Annotated in this window: 19 protein-coding genes; 12 read left to right on the top strand and 7 right to left on the bottom strand. The window is 40.4% G+C overall.

The window, feature by feature from the left end; genetic code table 11:
- Nucleotides 1–8 precede the first annotated feature (8 nt).
- The 10 genes from LG273_RS03420 to LG273_RS03375 all read left to right on the top strand — a co-directional run bounded on the left by LG273_RS03420 (nucleotide 9) and on the right by LG273_RS03375 (nucleotide 11,283).
- Nucleotides 9–506 (top strand): hypothetical protein, encoded by a 498-nt coding sequence (locus LG273_RS03420; protein WP_379562389.1) that lies wholly within the window; start codon nucleotides 9–11, stop codon nucleotides 504–506.
- A gap of 170 nt (nucleotides 507–676) precedes the next feature.
- A complete protein-coding gene (locus LG273_RS03415; protein WP_404457704.1) occupies nucleotides 677–1,663 on the top strand; it encodes an ABC transporter ATP-binding protein in 987 nt (328 codons plus the stop codon).
- A complete protein-coding gene (locus LG273_RS03410; RefSeq protein ID WP_404457701.1) occupies nucleotides 1,660–2,655 on the top strand; it encodes an ABC transporter ATP-binding protein in 996 nt (331 codons plus the stop codon). The genes LG273_RS03415 and LG273_RS03410 overlap by 4 nt, the downstream gene beginning before the upstream one ends.
- Nucleotides 2,656–2,821: 166 nt before the next feature.
- Nucleotides 2,822–4,642, top strand: a complete 1,821-nt coding sequence (locus LG273_RS03405; RefSeq protein WP_404457698.1) for a peptide-binding protein — start codon at nucleotides 2,822–2,824, stop codon at nucleotides 4,640–4,642.
- 58 nt (nucleotides 4,643–4,700) lie between these two features.
- Nucleotides 4,701–5,666 (top strand): ABC transporter permease, encoded by a 966-nt coding sequence (locus LG273_RS03400; protein WP_379562393.1) that lies wholly within the window; start codon nucleotides 4,701–4,703, stop codon nucleotides 5,664–5,666.
- 11 nt (nucleotides 5,667–5,677) lie between these two features.
- Complete coding sequence (gene opp4C / locus LG273_RS03395) at nucleotides 5,678–6,583, top strand: oligopeptide ABC transporter permease (RefSeq protein WP_379562394.1); 906 nt, start codon at nucleotides 5,678–5,680, stop codon at nucleotides 6,581–6,583.
- Nucleotides 6,584–6,742: 159 nt separating this feature from the next.
- Nucleotides 6,743–7,468, top strand: a complete 726-nt coding sequence (locus tag LG273_RS03390; RefSeq protein WP_379562395.1) for an ATP-binding cassette domain-containing protein — start codon at nucleotides 6,743–6,745, stop codon at nucleotides 7,466–7,468.
- The gene (locus LG273_RS03385; RefSeq protein ID WP_379562396.1) at nucleotides 7,465–8,235 is read left to right on the top strand and encodes an ABC transporter permease; all 771 of its coding nucleotides are present in this window, start codon (nucleotides 7,465–7,467) and stop codon (nucleotides 8,233–8,235) included. Before LG273_RS03390 ends, LG273_RS03385 begins: the two co-directional genes overlap by 4 nt.
- Before the next feature lie 184 nt (nucleotides 8,236–8,419).
- Nucleotides 8,420–9,931: a hypothetical protein gene (locus tag LG273_RS03380; protein ID WP_404457695.1), complete on the top strand. Its 1,512-nt coding sequence runs from the start codon at nucleotides 8,420–8,422 to the stop codon at nucleotides 9,929–9,931.
- A 137-nt stretch (nucleotides 9,932–10,068) separates the two neighbouring features.
- On the top strand, nucleotides 10,069–11,283 hold the full coding sequence (locus tag LG273_RS03375) for an EAL-associated domain-containing protein (RefSeq protein ID WP_404457693.1): 1,215 nt from the start codon (nucleotides 10,069–10,071) through the stop codon (nucleotides 11,281–11,283).
- An 84-nt stretch (nucleotides 11,284–11,367) separates the two neighbouring features.
- Here LG273_RS03375 and LG273_RS03370 read toward each other — a convergent pair whose 3' ends face one another.
- The 3 genes from LG273_RS03370 to LG273_RS03360 are packed head-to-tail and all read right to left on the bottom strand — an operon-like array spanning nucleotide 11,368 to nucleotide 12,773.
- Nucleotides 11,368–12,042, bottom strand: a complete 675-nt coding sequence (locus LG273_RS03370; RefSeq protein WP_404457691.1) for a uracil-DNA glycosylase — start codon at nucleotides 12,040–12,042, stop codon at nucleotides 11,368–11,370.
- 34 nt (nucleotides 12,043–12,076) lie between these two features.
- Nucleotides 12,077–12,427, bottom strand: a complete 351-nt coding sequence (locus LG273_RS03365; protein WP_404457688.1) for a DMT family transporter — start codon at nucleotides 12,425–12,427, stop codon at nucleotides 12,077–12,079.
- 19 nt (nucleotides 12,428–12,446) lie between these two features.
- Nucleotides 12,447–12,773, bottom strand: a complete 327-nt coding sequence (locus LG273_RS03360; RefSeq protein ID WP_404457686.1) for a DMT family transporter — start codon at nucleotides 12,771–12,773, stop codon at nucleotides 12,447–12,449.
- Nucleotides 12,774–12,939: 166 nt separating this feature from the next.
- Between LG273_RS03360 and LG273_RS03355 the strand changes: the two genes are divergently transcribed.
- On the top strand, nucleotides 12,940–13,113 hold the full coding sequence (locus tag LG273_RS03355) for an asparagine synthase (protein WP_404457683.1): 174 nt from the start codon (nucleotides 12,940–12,942) through the stop codon (nucleotides 13,111–13,113).
- Between the two features lie 141 nt (nucleotides 13,114–13,254).
- Here the strand turns inward: LG273_RS03355 and hxlB are convergent, their stop codons facing one another.
- Nucleotides 13,255–13,812, bottom strand: a complete 558-nt coding sequence (hxlB, locus tag LG273_RS03350; protein ID WP_404457680.1) for a 6-phospho-3-hexuloisomerase — start codon at nucleotides 13,810–13,812, stop codon at nucleotides 13,255–13,257.
- Between the two features lie 6 nt (nucleotides 13,813–13,818).
- Nucleotides 13,819–14,451 (bottom strand): 3-hexulose-6-phosphate synthase, encoded by a 633-nt coding sequence (gene hxlA / locus LG273_RS03345; protein WP_404457677.1) that lies wholly within the window; start codon nucleotides 14,449–14,451, stop codon nucleotides 13,819–13,821.
- A gap of 247 nt (nucleotides 14,452–14,698) precedes the next feature.
- Here hxlA and LG273_RS03340 point away from each other — a divergent pair, with 247 nt between their 5' ends.
- Nucleotides 14,699–15,052, top strand: coding sequence for a winged helix-turn-helix transcriptional regulator (locus LG273_RS03340; protein ID WP_404457674.1), 354 nt, complete (start codon nucleotides 14,699–14,701; stop codon nucleotides 15,050–15,052).
- A gap of 62 nt (nucleotides 15,053–15,114) precedes the next feature.
- Here the strand turns inward: LG273_RS03340 and LG273_RS03335 are convergent, their stop codons facing one another.
- A complete protein-coding gene (locus LG273_RS03335) occupies nucleotides 15,115–15,513 on the bottom strand; it encodes a hypothetical protein (RefSeq protein ID WP_404457671.1) in 399 nt (132 codons plus the stop codon).
- Nucleotides 15,514–15,745: 232 nt separating this feature from the next.
- On the bottom strand, nucleotides 15,746–16,198 hold the full coding sequence (gene tnpA, locus LG273_RS03330) for an IS200/IS605 family transposase (RefSeq protein ID WP_404457668.1): 453 nt from the start codon (nucleotides 16,196–16,198) through the stop codon (nucleotides 15,746–15,748).
- Nucleotides 16,199–16,315 lie beyond the last annotated feature (117 nt).

Below are 16,315 nucleotides of genomic sequence, written 5' to 3'. Positions count from 1 at the left end.
GTGTGCCTATGGAGACGAATCTAAAGGAAAAGAGCAGAAAACTAGAAGCAGTATTATGGAGTATTGCCTTACCAGGCTTCGGTCAGCTTTTAAATAAGAAATACGTCAAGGGACTCACCCTTATGATCTTAGAATTTCTGATCAATGTGATGGGTAACTTCAATCAAATTATTATCTTAAGCTTTCACTTAAAGATTGAGGAGGCAATTGAACAAACTAATTACATGTGGCTCATGTTCTATCCCTGTCTCTACTTTTTCGGTATATGGGATGCCTACAAAGATGCCGGTGGCGGGAAAAAACCCTTTGCCTATTTACCTCTGGTCTTTTCAGCCTACTTTGTTACACTTGGTCTTATATTTTCCCCCATCTTTAAAGTTTTTGGCCAGTTAATTGGACCCATGTGGCTCCCAATGCTTTCTCTACCAATTGGATTAGCGGTAGGAGGGATAATCAGATGGATATTACTGAAGTTTATTTACCGGAACCAAACAAATTCTACCTAATAAACTCTTGAGAAAACAAAAATTCAAGAGTTTATTTTTTTATGAAATTCTATTTGGAAAATTCCATAAAAAAGAATATTATACAAGTTCTTCTCATATTTTATACGAATAATTCTATTTCCAAGAGGATTAGGTAATTCTCCTTATTAATTCGAGATTGGGGTGTTCGAATGAAGCAAGAAGCCGTACTACAAGTGGATCATTTAAAAACATACTTTCATTTAGAAAAAGGAAAAACTGCCAAAGCAGTGGATGATATCTCTTTTAAAGTCTCTCCTGGTGAGACTGTTGCCTTAGTCGGTGAATCAGGAAGTGGTAAAAGTATTAGTGCCCTTTCTATCATGCAGTTAATCAATAAACCAGGACGGATTGAAGGAGGAACAATTCGCCTTAATGGAGAGGATATTACCAAATATAATACCAAACAAATGACAAAGATTCGCGGAAATGAAATTGCGATGATTTTCCAAGAACCGATGACAGCCCTTAACCCTGTCTTCACAATTGGAAATCAGATAATGGAAATCGTACGGAAACATAAAAAAATGAATAAGCAGGAAGCTTACGAGCACGCTGTCCACTTATTAAAATTAGTCGGCCTATCAAGAGCAGAAGAATTGATGAAGGAATATCCACATCAACTCTCCGGTGGAATGCGGCAGCGGGTAATGATCGCAATGGCCATCTCCTGCGATCCAAAGTTACTTATTGCTGACGAGCCTACCACTGCTCTTGATGTGACGATACAGGCTCAGATACTTGATGTAATGAATGAGATGAAAGAAAGGTTTCATATGGCCCTTCTCTTAATCACCCATGACGTGGGAGTCGTCTCCCAATATGCAGATCGGGTAATAGTGATGTACGGCGGCCAGATCGTGGAGGCAGCTACCACTGAAGAATTATTAAACTCCCCGAAGCATCCATATACGAAAGGTTTATTAGATAGCCTGCCCATGGTCGATAAGCATGTAGAACGTCTTGGAACAATTAAAGGGACCGTTCCACCCGCTTATGATTTTCCCTCAGGCTGCCGTTTTTCGACCCGTTGCCCCCATGTTATGGATAAGTGTTTTGCTGAGAACCCTTGTTTAACAAACGTTGCGGTAGAACATGACGTTCGTTGTCATCTTTATACGCAGGAGGTGAAAGAATGACTACAAAACAAAAGGCTAATACGGACACCCCTATACTCAGTGTTCAGAATATTAAAAAATACTTCCCGATTAAAGGGGGGGTATTAAAACGGACGGTGGGTCATATAAAAGCAGTAGATGATATCTCTTTATCTATTAAAAAAGGAGAGACACTTGGAATTGTCGGGGAATCAGGGTCTGGTAAGTCCACTCTTGGAAGAGTCATTCTCAAACTGCTACAAGCTACTGAGGGCGATATCCATTACAACGGAACCAATATTACAACAATGAAAAGGAATCACTTCCGTCCATACAGGCGAAATATGCAAATGGTTTTCCAAGATCCATTTGGCTCTCTTAATTCCAAAATGAGTGTTGCTGAGCTAGTGGAAGAACCTTTACTCGTTCAAACGACATTATCCAAAAAAGAAAGACAGGTAAAGGCTGTGGAATTCATTGAAAAAGTCGGTTTACGTGCAGAAGACCGATTAAAGTACCCGCATGAATTCTCCGGGGGGCAAAGACAGCGAATCAGTATAGCTAGAGCTCTTATTACAAACCCCGAATTTGTGGTTTGTGACGAACCAGTTTCTGCCTTAGATATTTCTATTCAAGCTCAGGTCCTAAATCTTATGAAGGATTTACAGGAAGAGCTTGGTCTCACTTATTTATTTATCTCCCATGACCTTAGTGTTGTAAAACATATTAGTGACCGGATTGCCGTCATGTATCTAGGAAAGATAGTAGAGGTTGCTCCAACTACTAAACTTTTTCAGGAACCCGTTCATCCATATACACAGGCATTATTATCGTCTATCCCAACTATTAATAAAGAAAAAACAGATAACCCGGCAGTGAAGCTTACAGGAGATATACCAAGTCCAGCCAATCCACCTTCAGGTTGTGCATTTCGAACAAGATGTCCATTTGCACATGACCGATGTGAGAAAGAAACACCAAAGTTAGCTGAAGTTGGGGCTGAGCATGAAGTATCTTGTCATTTACACCATTAAAAATTCATCAAGTCTAATAGCAAAACACGGAATTGGCATTCGGGCTAAACAATAAAAAAGGCCACTCTTATTAGTAGCCTTTTTCATATAAAACTACTCTAAAAGGAGGGTTACAAGCATTCCATTTTAACTAAATTACTTTCTTTTATTAAAGGGGGAATATTGGATGAATAAAGGATTTAGAAAGTTACTAATTCTGCTTGTTTTTTTGAGCATGATGGGATTTCTCCTAGTGGCATGTAATAACGAAGGAGAAGAAGAGGGATCAGATACAGAAGAGCAAACAGAGGAAACTGGAGAAAAAGAAGAAGAAAATGGTGAACGAGAAGAAACCCAAAACGAACCAAAACAGGGTGGAACCTTAACAGGAGCCATGTATTCTGCGCCAGCTGGTATGTTCAACCCTATTTTCTATGAAGAAGCATATGAAGCGAACATTCTAAGCTTCACCCATGACAGTCTTGTATCGCAAAACGATACGCTCGAATTCACACCAAGCCTGGCCAAAGAATGGGAGACAAATGAAGACCAAACTTCCTTAACGATGAAGCTTGAAGAAGGTGTGAAATGGCACGATGGGGAAGAATTCACTGCAGATGACGTTGTATTCACATATAAGTCAATGTCTGATCCAGACTATGTGTCTGCTGGTGGGATACGAACTGCCTATGTCACGCCACTACTTGGCTATAACGAATATAGCGCTGGTGAAACAGATACATTTGAAGGTGTTGTAGCAGAAGATGATTACACGGTAACCTTCCATTTTGCCGAACCTAATATTAATCCACTTTATTATGCAAGCTTCCCAATCATACCGGAACACATTTTTAAGGATATTCCAGTAGCAGAAATGCCTGAAGCTCCTGAATCTCGTGAAGCCGGGGCTGTAATTGGAACTGGAGCCTTTAAGTTTACGGAAATGGTAGAGCGCGAGCAATATGTGCTCGAAAAGCATGAAGACTATTGGCAAGGGGCACCTTACCTAGAAAGCATTGTCTGGAAGGTAGTTGCCCAATCTGTCATGACCGGATTACTTGAAACTGGTGAAGTAGACTTTATTGCTGATCCAAACGGTATACCACCAGCTGACTTTGAAACCGTTCAAGCATTTGGAAACATAGAAATCATCGAACAACCTGACTTCGGCTACCAGCTTCTTGGATTTAAGCACCACCACCGTACAGCAGAAGACGTCGAAGCAGGAGCATTAGAGCCTGATAACTGGGTGCCAAACGAAAAACTTTCTGATCCAAAAGTACGTCAGGCAATTTCCTATGCTGTAAATCGTGAGGGGCTTGTAGAAGGGCTGCTATACGGGCGAGGGCAACCAATTAACTCCCCTATCGCTACACAGTTCTGGGCTTACGATGATGCCGCTGCTACGAATTACAACTATGATCCTGAAAAAGCTGGCTCCATGTTAGATGAGCTAGGTTATGTGGATGCAAATGGGGACGGGTTTAGAGAAGATCCTGAAGGAAACGAGTGGGTTCTTAACCTAGATTACCCAACAGGAAATGAACTACGTGAAAAAACCGCTCCACTTATTGAACAGCAACTTGAGGAAGCTGGAATCAACGTTAACTTGCGTCAGCCTAAGGAAATGACTGCCTATGTAGAGGAATTAACAAATGATAACACAGACTGGGATCTATATTTGCTTGGCTGGAGTCTTGGAAGTGCCGATCCTGATCCATCAGGATTATGGGCAACAACAGCTGCTTACAACTTCTCAAGATGGAACAACCCAGAATCTGAAGAACTTATGCAAAAAGCATTAAAAGCACCTGAAGCATTTGAACAAGATTTCCGTGCAGAAGTATATTCTGAATGGCAATCTGTATTTTCAGAAGACCTCCCTGCATTACTCTTATACGCACAAAATAGTCTTTGGGCTTACAATAAACGATTGCAAGGTGTCGATCCATTACCATTCACTATGTACCAAAATGCACACTTATGGTGGGTTAATGACGCCAACTAAAAAACTATAGAGAGTATGCGTCTAGCATACTCTCCTCCTACATAGGGGGGGGACTTTTATGTATAAGTATATTATTAGAAGAATATTGGTTTTTATTCCGATGCTTATTATGCTATCCATCATTGTATTTGCCCTGGCAAAATTTGCTCCCGGTGACCCTTTTACCGGAAAGATCCTTGACCCAACCGTTGATCCTGAGGTGTTTAATGAGCAACGCGAAGCCCTCGGACTAAATGACCCACTCCCTGTACAATATTTCCGCTGGGCGACTTCTATGGCAAAAGGAGACTTCGGAGAATCGATGTACTATAAAGGGCGGGATGTTGAAAGCCTTATTAGCGAAAGAATCGTAAATACTGTTTATCTCGGCGTGTTTGCGCTGGTGATTACCCTTGTAGTAGCAATACCAATTGGGATTTATTCTGCTAAAAATCCATATTCTGCACTGGATTATGGGGCCACATCCTTTGGTTTTTTAGGGTTAGCTATTCCTAACTTTTTCTTCGGTCTCATCGCCATTTACCTGTTTGCCATTAAGTTAGGCTGGTTTCCAGCACAAGGGACCATTTCCGATATAAATATCACCGGGTTTTCTGAGTTTCTAAATCGTATTCATCATATGGTTCTTCCTGGCATCACGCTTGGCCTTGCAGGTACTGCAACTTATATGCGATATATGCGATCAGAGGTGCTTGACGTCTTAGGGAGTGACTATATACGAACTGCAAAGGCTAAGGGTATGAGCGAGCGTAATGTGTTGTACAAGCACACGCTGCGGAATGCCATTATTCCTATCATTACCTTAATGGGCTTTGAGTTTGGGGCATTATTAAGCGGAGCCATTATAACTGAACAAGTTTTTAGCTATCCTGGTCTTGGGACATTGTTTATCAATTCTATAACAAATAGAGATTATCCTGTCATCATGTCGATCACGCTTCTATTAGGTGTAGCAATTCTAATTGGAAATCTACTGGCAGACATATTCTATAGTATTGTCGATCCGAGGATTCGATATGATTGAGGTGATATGAAATGAAAACAAATACAATGGAAGACGTGCAAGACACTTCCCCAAAAAAAGACTATCTAAGCCCCTTTCAGTTAGCTAGAAGACGTTTCTTTAAGAACAAGTTAGCTATTGCAGGTATTATTGTTTTAATTATATTTGTTTTAGCAGCTATCTTTGCTCCGCTGCTGACAGAGCATGATCCAACAAAAGGAGACCTCATGCTCATTGAGAAGCCACCGTCTGCAGAGCATATATTAGGGACAGATAGCTCTGGTAGGGACAATTTTGCACGCCTAGTCTATGGCGCAAGGATTTCCCTTACTGTAGGATTTTCAGCAATGCTTTTCACACTTATTATTGGGGTCATTACAGGGGCGGTTGCTGGTTATTATGGAGGAAAAGTCGATAATATTATTATGCGTGCCGCCGACCTCGTTTTAGCATTACCATTTCTTGTGCTCGCTTTAACGATTATTGCAATCTTAGAAAAAGTGACCGTTGGTATTTTTGTAACCGTTATTGCCATAACCGCATGGCCAACATTAACAAGAATTGTGCGGGGAACCTTTTTATCCTTAAGGGAACAGGAATTTATTTTAGGAGCCAAGGCGATTGGTGCGAGTGACATGCGGATCATTTTTAAACACTTTATTCCCAATGCAATAGGTCCAATTATTGTAAATGCTACTCTTTTAATGGCGACAATGATTATAATCGAATCCGGATTAAGCTTTATCGGTATGGGCATTCCACAACCTACTCCGACATGGGGGAATATGATCTCAGAAGCACAGAATCTGCGTATCCTACGCGATCATCCCGGGGCATGGATTCCACCAGGTCTAGCGATTTTGTTTACCGTTCTAGCTATTAACTTTATAGGGGATGGTTTGCGTGATGCATTTGATCCTAAGAGCAATAGAAGATAGGCTAATTTTTACTAATTGAACTTCCACTGCTAGTAGGGTGGAAGTTTTTTTATTTTTCTTCATACATGTTAAGCTATTCATGTTCTCATACTAACTATTACAGTAATCGCCGAAGGCTTGCATTAATAGGTGCATACATTAGCAAAGGACGTGTAAAAAATGACTTCAGATCCAGCTGTTCAATGGAATCATGTTACGTACTCTGACAGAGGGAATACGATACTTGAAGATATAACTGGAACTTTTACCAAAGGGAAAATTACCACGCTGGTAGGGCCCTCAGGCGCAGGTAAATCCACCTTATTCAAGTTATGCAACGGATTACACTCTACTGATTCTGGTGAGATATTCATTCATGGGAAGGAAATTAACTCCTATTCGCCAGTTGAATTAAGAAGAATGGTCGGTTTCGCCTTACAGGATGCCCCTATGATTGATGGCACTGTACATGAAAACCTTGCTTTGCCTCTTACTTTACAAGGGAAGGAACTTTCAAAGGATAAAGCACAAGAATTACTTAAGCTTGTGGGCCTTCCTGAAACTATTACAAGTCAACGCACAAAGAAACTATCAGGTGGACAGCGTCAAAAACTATCCATCGCCAGAACCCTTGTAAATCAACCTTCTATCTTATTATTAGACGAAATCACCTCTTCATTAGACAGGGTGTCACAGGAGGAAATTGAGTCCTTAATCGTAAGAATTAATCAACAATATGGGACGACGATTGTATGGATTACCCATAATCTGCAACAAGCACGAACGGTTGGTGATTATACATGGGTATTAATAAATGGTCAGTTATTTGAATCTGGTGAAGTCTCCCTTTTGGATCAACCTCAAAATGATCAGGTCAGACTTTTTGTGAAAGGAGACAACACATGAGCTATCTATCACTAGCAATTACACTTATATTTGTTATTATACCGTTGATATTGTCTCGAACCTTACGCTTAGGGCTCGAAAAAGATACACTAATCGCAACAATACGTTCAATCATTCAACTTCTTGCAGTAGGGTATGTCTTACAGTTTGTTTTTGAATCTGAACATATTATGTATATTGTGCTCATGATCCTACTCATGATCGTTGCAGCAACTCAAAATGCCAGAAAAAAAGGTGTGCAAATTAAGGGGATTACATGGAAACTTGTGATCACTTTTGTGGCAATCGAATTATTAACCCAAGGTATTCTACTAGGACTAGGAATAACACCACCCACTGCACAGTACATTATCCCCATAAGCGGGATGGTTATAGGGAATTCCATGGTGTTATCTATTTTATTTCTAAATCGTTTTATTTCAGAAATAGAAACAAAATCTAATCAAACAGAGCTCATCCTTTCTCTAGGCGGAACCCCCAAGCAAGCAGTGCACAGACAACTAATCGCCTCCATTCAAGCAAGTACTATTCCAACGATAGAAAGTCAGAAAACAATTGGGCTAGTACAACTGCCTGGAATGATGAGCGGGCAAATCATTGCTGGGGCCGACCCAGTTCAAGCTGTCTTATTTCAACTGCTTATCCTCTTCCTGCTTTTAACCACAGCCGTGGTCACAAGTATTATGTTAGGATACCTTTCTTATCCCACCTTATTTAACGAGAGAATGCAGTTTATAGAAATGGAAAAAACCAAGGAAAAAGGATAGGGTTCTTCTTTTGAGAAGGAGATCCCTATCCTTTCTTAAGTTTAATTAATTATAAAAAGCGTCCAATTTTATATGCTCTTACCTTATTACTCCCACTTTGTTATCCCTATCTATACAAGACTTGACCAACAAAAATATACTATTGAGATAGCTTATTATGGAAAAGGAAGGAGTGAGGAAGCCTTTGGAATATGAAGAATTTAAACGTTCTTTGAAAAAAGAAATTAGAAGAAATTATATCGAAGAATCTACAACATCCCCCAACGCAATAAACAGGCGACACCGTTCAAATGGAAATAATTATAGCCCCCATGATAATATCTCCAATAATATTTACATTAATCACTCAGATAATCCTTCTTGTTGTCAGTATTCAAATGGCTGTCAGGGGCCACCCGGGCCTCCCGGTCCGCCTGGACAACCGGGGCAACCTGGACCAGCTGGTCCTCAAGGTCCTTATGGGCCTCAAGGATTACCTGGCCCTGCTGGTCCACTAGGTAGAACTGGTGCTGTTGGGCCTACTGGCGTCACAGGAGCCACGGGCGCTATTGGACCCACCGGCATTACAGGAGCCACGGGCGCTATTGGGCCTACCGGCTTGACTGGAAGCACCGGCGCTGTTGGACCTACCGGCATTACAGGAAGCACTGGCGCTATTGGGCCTACTGGTGTTACTGGGGCTACCGGCCCGATCGGACCCACCGGCGTTACAGGGGCCACGGGCGCTATTGGGCCTATTGGCGTTACAGGAGCTACAGGCGCTATTGGGCCTACTGGCGTCACAGGAGTCACTGGCGTTATTGGGCCTACTGGCGTCACAGGAGCCACTGGCGTTATTGGACCCACGGGCGTCACGGGAAGCACTGGCGCTATTGGACCTACCGGCTTGACTGGCGCGACAGGTGCTATTGGGCCTACCGGCGTTACAGGAGCCACTGGCGCCATTGGGCCCACCGGCATTACAGGAGCCGCTGGCGTTATTGGACCAACCGGCATTACAGGAAGCACTGGCGCTATTGGGCCTACCGGCGTCACAGGAGCCACTGGCGCCATTGGACCAACCGGCGTTACAGGAGCCAATGGCGCCATTGGACCAACCGGCGTCACAGGAGCCAATGGCGTTATTGGACCCACGGGCGTCACGGGGGCTACGGGCGCTATTGGGCCTACTGGCATAATTGGGCCCACTGGTCCAGCAGGTTCTACCTTGGCGGCAACTGGTTTTTCTGCTAGAAGAACAACAGGAGCTACAGTTAACGCCTCTACACAACTTGGGAACTGGATTGTAACCGCACCAAACTATACAGGAGCAGGTTTTAACGCAACAACTGGAAGCTATACAGTACCTGCAACAGGAAGGTATTCTCTTAAAGCAACAATCAGTTACCAAACTACAGCAACCATTACAGCTCAGTTAGGACCGACCGTAAATCCAGCCTTCTCCATCCGTCGTATTACTCCTACAACAACAGAGTTAGTATCAGGGCTATTTCCTGTGTTAAGCGTAAATATTGCGTTACTACTATCTTTAAGGGTAATACTTGGAAATGGTACCGTTACCTTAACAGGAGACGTAACTTTAAATGCAGGCGATGTAATTGGTTTATTTTATATAGCAAGCGGATTAACAATCGGCCTTAATATAGGCAGTTCTTCTCCATCAGGTACCACATTTTCTGTCTACAGAATAACTTAAATAATATTAAACCCATAAAACAATCCGGTAACATTAGGTTGCCGGATTGTTTTCATTTGATATAGACGATTTGAAATTAAAGAAATCATGCTTTTCTCATGCTATAATACTTATAACAAGTGACGGAGGTGATGGATTTGGATCCTTTAGATATCATGATGAACCAAGATCAAGTCGTTTCATATTTTTCTCCTATTATCAGTGCCGAAAATCAACTAATTATTGGTTATGAACTTAAACCTTATTACCAAGATTCGGAAATGCTTAGTTTAGATTGGTTTTTTAAGGATGATTCCATCCCGAGCGAATTTCGATTAGAACTGAATACAATAATCCAGCAAAAATCCTTAGATCTTTTTTTTGAAACAAAACAATCAACACTACTATTTATCAACTACAATGCAAAATTGCTATTAAACGATAATGGTGAAACGTTATTAAATTTATTGCAAACATACGCGGAACGAGGGTTCAACTTAAATAGGCTAGTACTCGAATTATCTGCAGAATATGTGATTAATCATATCGAAGAATATAAACATCTCCTTGCCTACATGCAAACCCTGGGTATTCGACTTGCCATTGATGATGCAGGAAAGCAAAACGGAAACTTAGAACGCTTAGCAATGATTAAGCCAAATATTCTCAAGGTAGATACTTCCTTTTTAGAAGAAGATGCTTTGCCACACCTTTATCAGGATGTACATCATTTGCTTTCTATGTTCTCTAGAAAAATTGGTGCAACCCTTTTGTTTAAAGGAATATCCACTTTCCAGCAATTAAATTATGCTTGGCGAAACGGAGGGCGCTATTACCAGGGTGATTACCTTGAAAAAGAATTACCAGAATTTATTTCTGCGGATAGCTGCAAAGAGAAAATAAAGAAAGATTTTCATCACTTCCTTACATTTGAACAAAAAAAGATGAAGGCACAGCTTAATTTAACCGAATCAATAAACAATCAATTAAATAAAACCCTAAAGAAAATAAATACTGAAGACCATTACGATAAGACCATTTTAACAGTCGCAAATGATTGTGATGCTATTACATTCCGTGTTTACATATGTAATCAGGCAGGGTATCAACTTTCCTCAAATGCAGAGAAAAATAGTGATGGAGAATGGAAACTCCATTATGAGGGAAGGCAGAAGAACTGGAGCTGGCGTCCTTATTTCTTTGAAAACATTGTACGTATGAACATCGAAAAAAAAGGAATACTCTCAGACCTATATACAGATATTGAACGAGATGAACGCATTCGAACATACTCATCCCCTATTGCTGAAGGTGTATTTATTTTTATAGATATTCCGTACGACTTTTTATACGAGCAAGAAGGATTACTATAATTACTATGGCCTTCCTAAACTCTATTCCAATTAAGGAAAGGAACTGTTTTAAAACAGCCCTTTCCTGATACATGTCGCTATGCACTATATTGACCAGTCAATTCCTGTTAAACCATGTCTCTCCAGCAATTCATTCGTACGTGAGAAGGGTTTACTTCCAAAGAAACCACGATAGGCAGATAAAGGACTTGGATGAGGCCCTTTTATAACATAATGTTTATTCGTATCAATTAATGTTTCCTTCTTTTGGGCTGCAGACCCCCAAAGAAGATAAACGACAGGAGTTTTTTTATCATTTAGAAGCTCAATCACTCGATTCGTAAATCTCTCCCAACCCATCCCTTTATGGGAGTGCGCCTCTCCTTTTCTAACCGTTAATACATTATTTAACAGCAAAACCCCTTGCTCCGCCCAATCGACCAAATAGCCATGGTTTGGAATAGGAACATCCAAGTCATTCTTCAACTCCTTAAAGATATTACGTAAGGACGGCGGAATACTTACTTCTGGTTTTACTGAAAAGCTTAAACCATGTGCCTGGTTAGGTCCATGATACGGATCCTGACCTAAAATTACTACCTTTACTTTCTCAAAAGGTGTAAGATGAAGCGCATTAAAGATGTTTTCCATTTCGGGATAGACGATATATTTTGCATATCCATCTTTCAAGAATGCTCGCAGCACTTTATAGTACTCTTTTTTAAATTCATCCTCCAATAAAGGAGCCCAGTCATTAATTAATATTTCTTTCTTCCTCAATTTCCTTCCTCCTTATTACCACTTTTTCACTCTGCTAATAAGATGATTCTGTTTCTTGCCCTTTTCCTGTTGAGGAGTTCATTAAAACTACACCACCTATTATGAGAACAAGCCCTGCAAATGTAAGAAAATTAAAAGGATCCTGCCAAATAGCTATTCCGATCACCGCCGTTAAAGCTGTTCCTACTCCTGACCATATTGCATAGGCTAAACTTAATGGAAGTTCTTTAAGCGAAAGAGATAAAAAGTAGAAAGCAGAAGCAAATCCTGCTATAACACCTAGAACAGGAAGAAAAGCTGTGAATCCGTCCGATAGCTTAATCATTGTCGTCCCAAATACTTCACTAATAATCGCTATAGATAAAGCTGTATAACCCTTCTTCATTGTGTTCTGCTCCTTTACTTTAGTGTCCAGGATTAGAGAGCCTGATCACCACTACACCTGCAATAATACATATGATGCCAACAACTTTTTTCCAATTTATTTTCTCTCGCCAAAACAAGATCCCAATCATGGTCGTTAGCGCGGTGCCTACTCCTGACCAAATCGCATATGCATTGCCAAGAGGAAGCGTCTTTAAAGCGATAGATAAAAAGTAAAAAGCAAACCCCATCCCAACAATAACTCCTATTGCGGGAAAGAGTCTTTTAAATCCATTTGATACTTTAAGCATGGAACTACCAAATACCTCAAATATAATGGCCATTGCTAACCATAGATACGTATTCATCTTTCCACCACCATTTCTTCTCCTAAAAAATACCCAGATATAGCTGATCTAAACCCTTCTTATCATACCGTTTAAACTAATTTTAGAGCAAGCATCCTAATCGCAAATTAGGTAATACTATAAGTTGTTCCATCATGGAACATAACTCGATGTAGGGGGAGATTGAATGGAGATTCGCGAAGGTGTTATCCCAACAACATTAGGAACCGCCGTGACCACAACAGGTTATATCTTGAAAAAGCAAAAAAATGCCAATGAAATGTTGGCAAACACCATTTTTGGCTTCGGGCTGGCCCACATAGTGTTAGGAACAATTGACCTCGTTCAACATCGACGTTAGTTTGGAGGAGCCCTTTTCTGAGGCTCCTCTTTTCAATTACTCGTTAAAGACTTCGACTTTAACTCTCTTCAAAAAAAACTGCTCCACAATGTTAGGTTTATGTGTCTAACATTGTGAAGCAGCTATAACATAATGCTACTTTTATTCTAAGTTCGCATGTTTTCCATACATTTGTTTTGAATCAAGCTCTTTTTTCTCCATAAACCGTAAAATGACAGCATCATAGAAGAGCAAAGAGGTTTGCTCGAACAGAGAGCCCATTGGTTGGATGGTTTCGTATTGTCCTGCCTCTTTGTCCTTAGGTGTGCCTGGAAGAACGACTGTTAAATCAGAAAGTTTCCCAATTGCAGATTCTGGTGACAGCGTAACTGCCGCTACTTCACCTCCAAGATTCTTGGCTTTTTTCACAATTGGTACCAATGTTTTTGTTTCACCTGATCCCGTCCCGACTATAAGCAGATCCCCTTCTTGCAAATTTGGCGTAACTGTTTCTCCTACTACATAGGCGTCAATCCCCATGTGCATCATACGCATGACGAAAGATTTCCCCATTAGACCAGACCGGCCTGCCCCAGCTACGAACACTTTATTGGCAGCAAGGATTGCATCTACTAACTGCTCAGACACTTCTTCTGATATAGCCTGCGTGGTATTTTCTAATTCACGGATAACCTCTTTTAGGTAGTAAGCTGTATTCATCTTTTATTACCCTTTGTTAATTAGTTCTTTAATTTCTGCTGCTGCCTTATTTTTATCATCTTTTGAAGTAATACCTCCACCAACAATAACAAGGTCTGGTTGCGCTTCAATTACCTGTGGAAGTGTTTCAACCTTAATACCACCTGCAATAGCTGTTTTTGCATTTTTCACAACCCCTTTAATTGTGCGTAGGTCCTCAAAGGAATCCTTGCCTTCAGCTTGAAGGTCGTAACCAGTATGAACACAGATATAGTCTGCTCCCAGTGTATCAAGCTCTTTAGCACGCGTTTTAATATCTTTTACAGCAATCATATCAACAAGAATTTCTTTTCCTGCTTCTTTGGCTGCTTCAACTGCTCCACGTATAGAGCTATCTTCAGCTGCTCCTAAAATTGTAATAATATCAGCTCCAGCGTTTGAAGCTTGTTCTACTTCATACGCTGCAGCATCCATGATTTTCACATCAGCAAGCACGGTTAAATCTGGGTATGCTTCTTTTACTTGGCGAACTGCTTCATGGCCAAACTTATTAATAATAGGTGTACCAATTTCTACGATATCAATAGATTCTTGAACTTCTGCGACAAGTTCAATTGCTTCCGGTATATTTACGAGATCTAATGCTAACTGTAATTTCACTTCAAATATCCCCTTTAATTCTTAAAATTTAACAGCGTAAATAAAATGCTTAAAGCTAAATAATTTACTCAACTGTTTAAAAAGGATTATACTTTCTCTACTATCTCCTGAAAAGTACGCACTTTTATTGCAGATAGTGCAAAAAAGTATACTGTCAAACAATAGAATAATTGCCTATTTAAGTGAAACTAACTATGATCGTTCCAATATCAGTCGGCAAAATTGTTGAAAGAAAGGATTGTTAAAATTGCCAAACTTCGCTGAAAAAAATTTCAACTGTGAAAAGGAATTAACTCTTTCTGTGATTGGCGGTAAATGGAAGATGCTAATAATTTGGCATTTAGGGAAGATAGGAACAAAACGTTTTGGGGAATTAAAAGCATTAATGCCAGGGATCACCCAACGTATGCTGACAAATCAATTACGCGAACTCGAGGCCCATCATATTGTACATCGGGAGGTTTACCCTGTTGTCCCCCCTAAAGTGGAATATTCCCTAACAGGGTATGGGGACAGGTTAATGCCTATCTTGGATGCTATGTATGAATGGGGAAAAGATTACATGGAAGAAATGCTGGACGAACAAGAAGTGATTAAATAAAAAAGAACCCACTACCTAAACTTGTTGTAGTGGGTTCTTTTAACTTGCTGTCTTTCTGCTTGTTAAAAAGAACCATTAATCGATTTACCTTTACCAATAGTTTCTTCTGTTTCTATATTTCTAGCAGGTGACGTTATGTCAATTGTTACATTTCTTATTTGTTCAATCCCTGGATGGGTTTCATTTAGCATATATACCAATGTAGCATTTTTTGGTGTTGTACTCGTGTAGTTTCCATCCGTTCTTCCACTGAACATATCGTGTGCGGATAATTGATGTCCATTAATCTCCACCATCGTACTGGCGAAAAAGAATTGAAGAGGAAGTTCACTTGTATTCTGTAACATCGCATCTAGTTGGACAAACCTTACCTTATCCCCTGCAATACCTGCTATCGATGGTTCTGTTACTTCTCCGCTTACAAGGCTAACTTTTTCAATTTGTATGTTAATAGGCCCCACCTTGACCTGTCCAAGAGAGGTAGCCTTTTCAATCGTAAAAACTAGAATAGCAAACGAGTTTAACTTACAACAAGGGGTTGTATAAATAAAGGTTAATGCGGGATAGTTTTTTCCTAAAAAGTAACTATCCGCCCGTAAAACGGGCGGTTTTAGTTTCGCCCTATAAGGGCACTTTACCAACGAGGCCCCTAAAGGGGCTTCGAAATTGACCGTCAACCGTTTATATTCCTATCTATTTTTTAAATGGATCGACGTATTCACGTTTACTCATGTTGTCTCGTAGTCTATCCTCAGATTCCTGTTCACGAATGTACTTTGCCACCGTTTTTTGATTGAGCCCCACTGTACTGACATAGTAACCTTTTGCCCAAAATGTGCGGTTCCCATGGTTGTACTTTAGGTTTGCATGTCTGTCGTGAATCATTAAAGAGCTTTTACCTTTTAAGTAACCCATAAAGTAAGATACTGACATCATTGGTGGTATTTTCACCAGCATATGGATGTGGTCGGGCATGGCATGAGCCTCGATAATTTCTACATCTTTCATCTCACATAAACGCCTTAAGATCACCCCGATGTCTCTTCTTAATTTGCCATAAATTACTTTCCTTCTATACTTGGGTATAAAGACTATGTGATACTTACAATTCCATCGGGTGTGTGATAAACTATTGTCACTCGACATGAGTAGATCTCCTTTCTGTATATAGAGTCGGTTTGACGGCCAACTCTATTATACCGAAAGGAGTTTTTTCTGTTACAACTCTACAAGTTGAATTCTCACACAGGCAGAGCCTGTGGT

Source organism: Oceanobacillus kapialis (genome assembly GCF_044790185.1).
Lineage (GTDB): Bacteria > Bacillota > Bacilli > Bacillales > Amphibacillaceae > Oceanobacillus_B > Oceanobacillus_B kapialis.
This window is presented reverse-complemented; position numbering and strand designations above follow the sequence as displayed.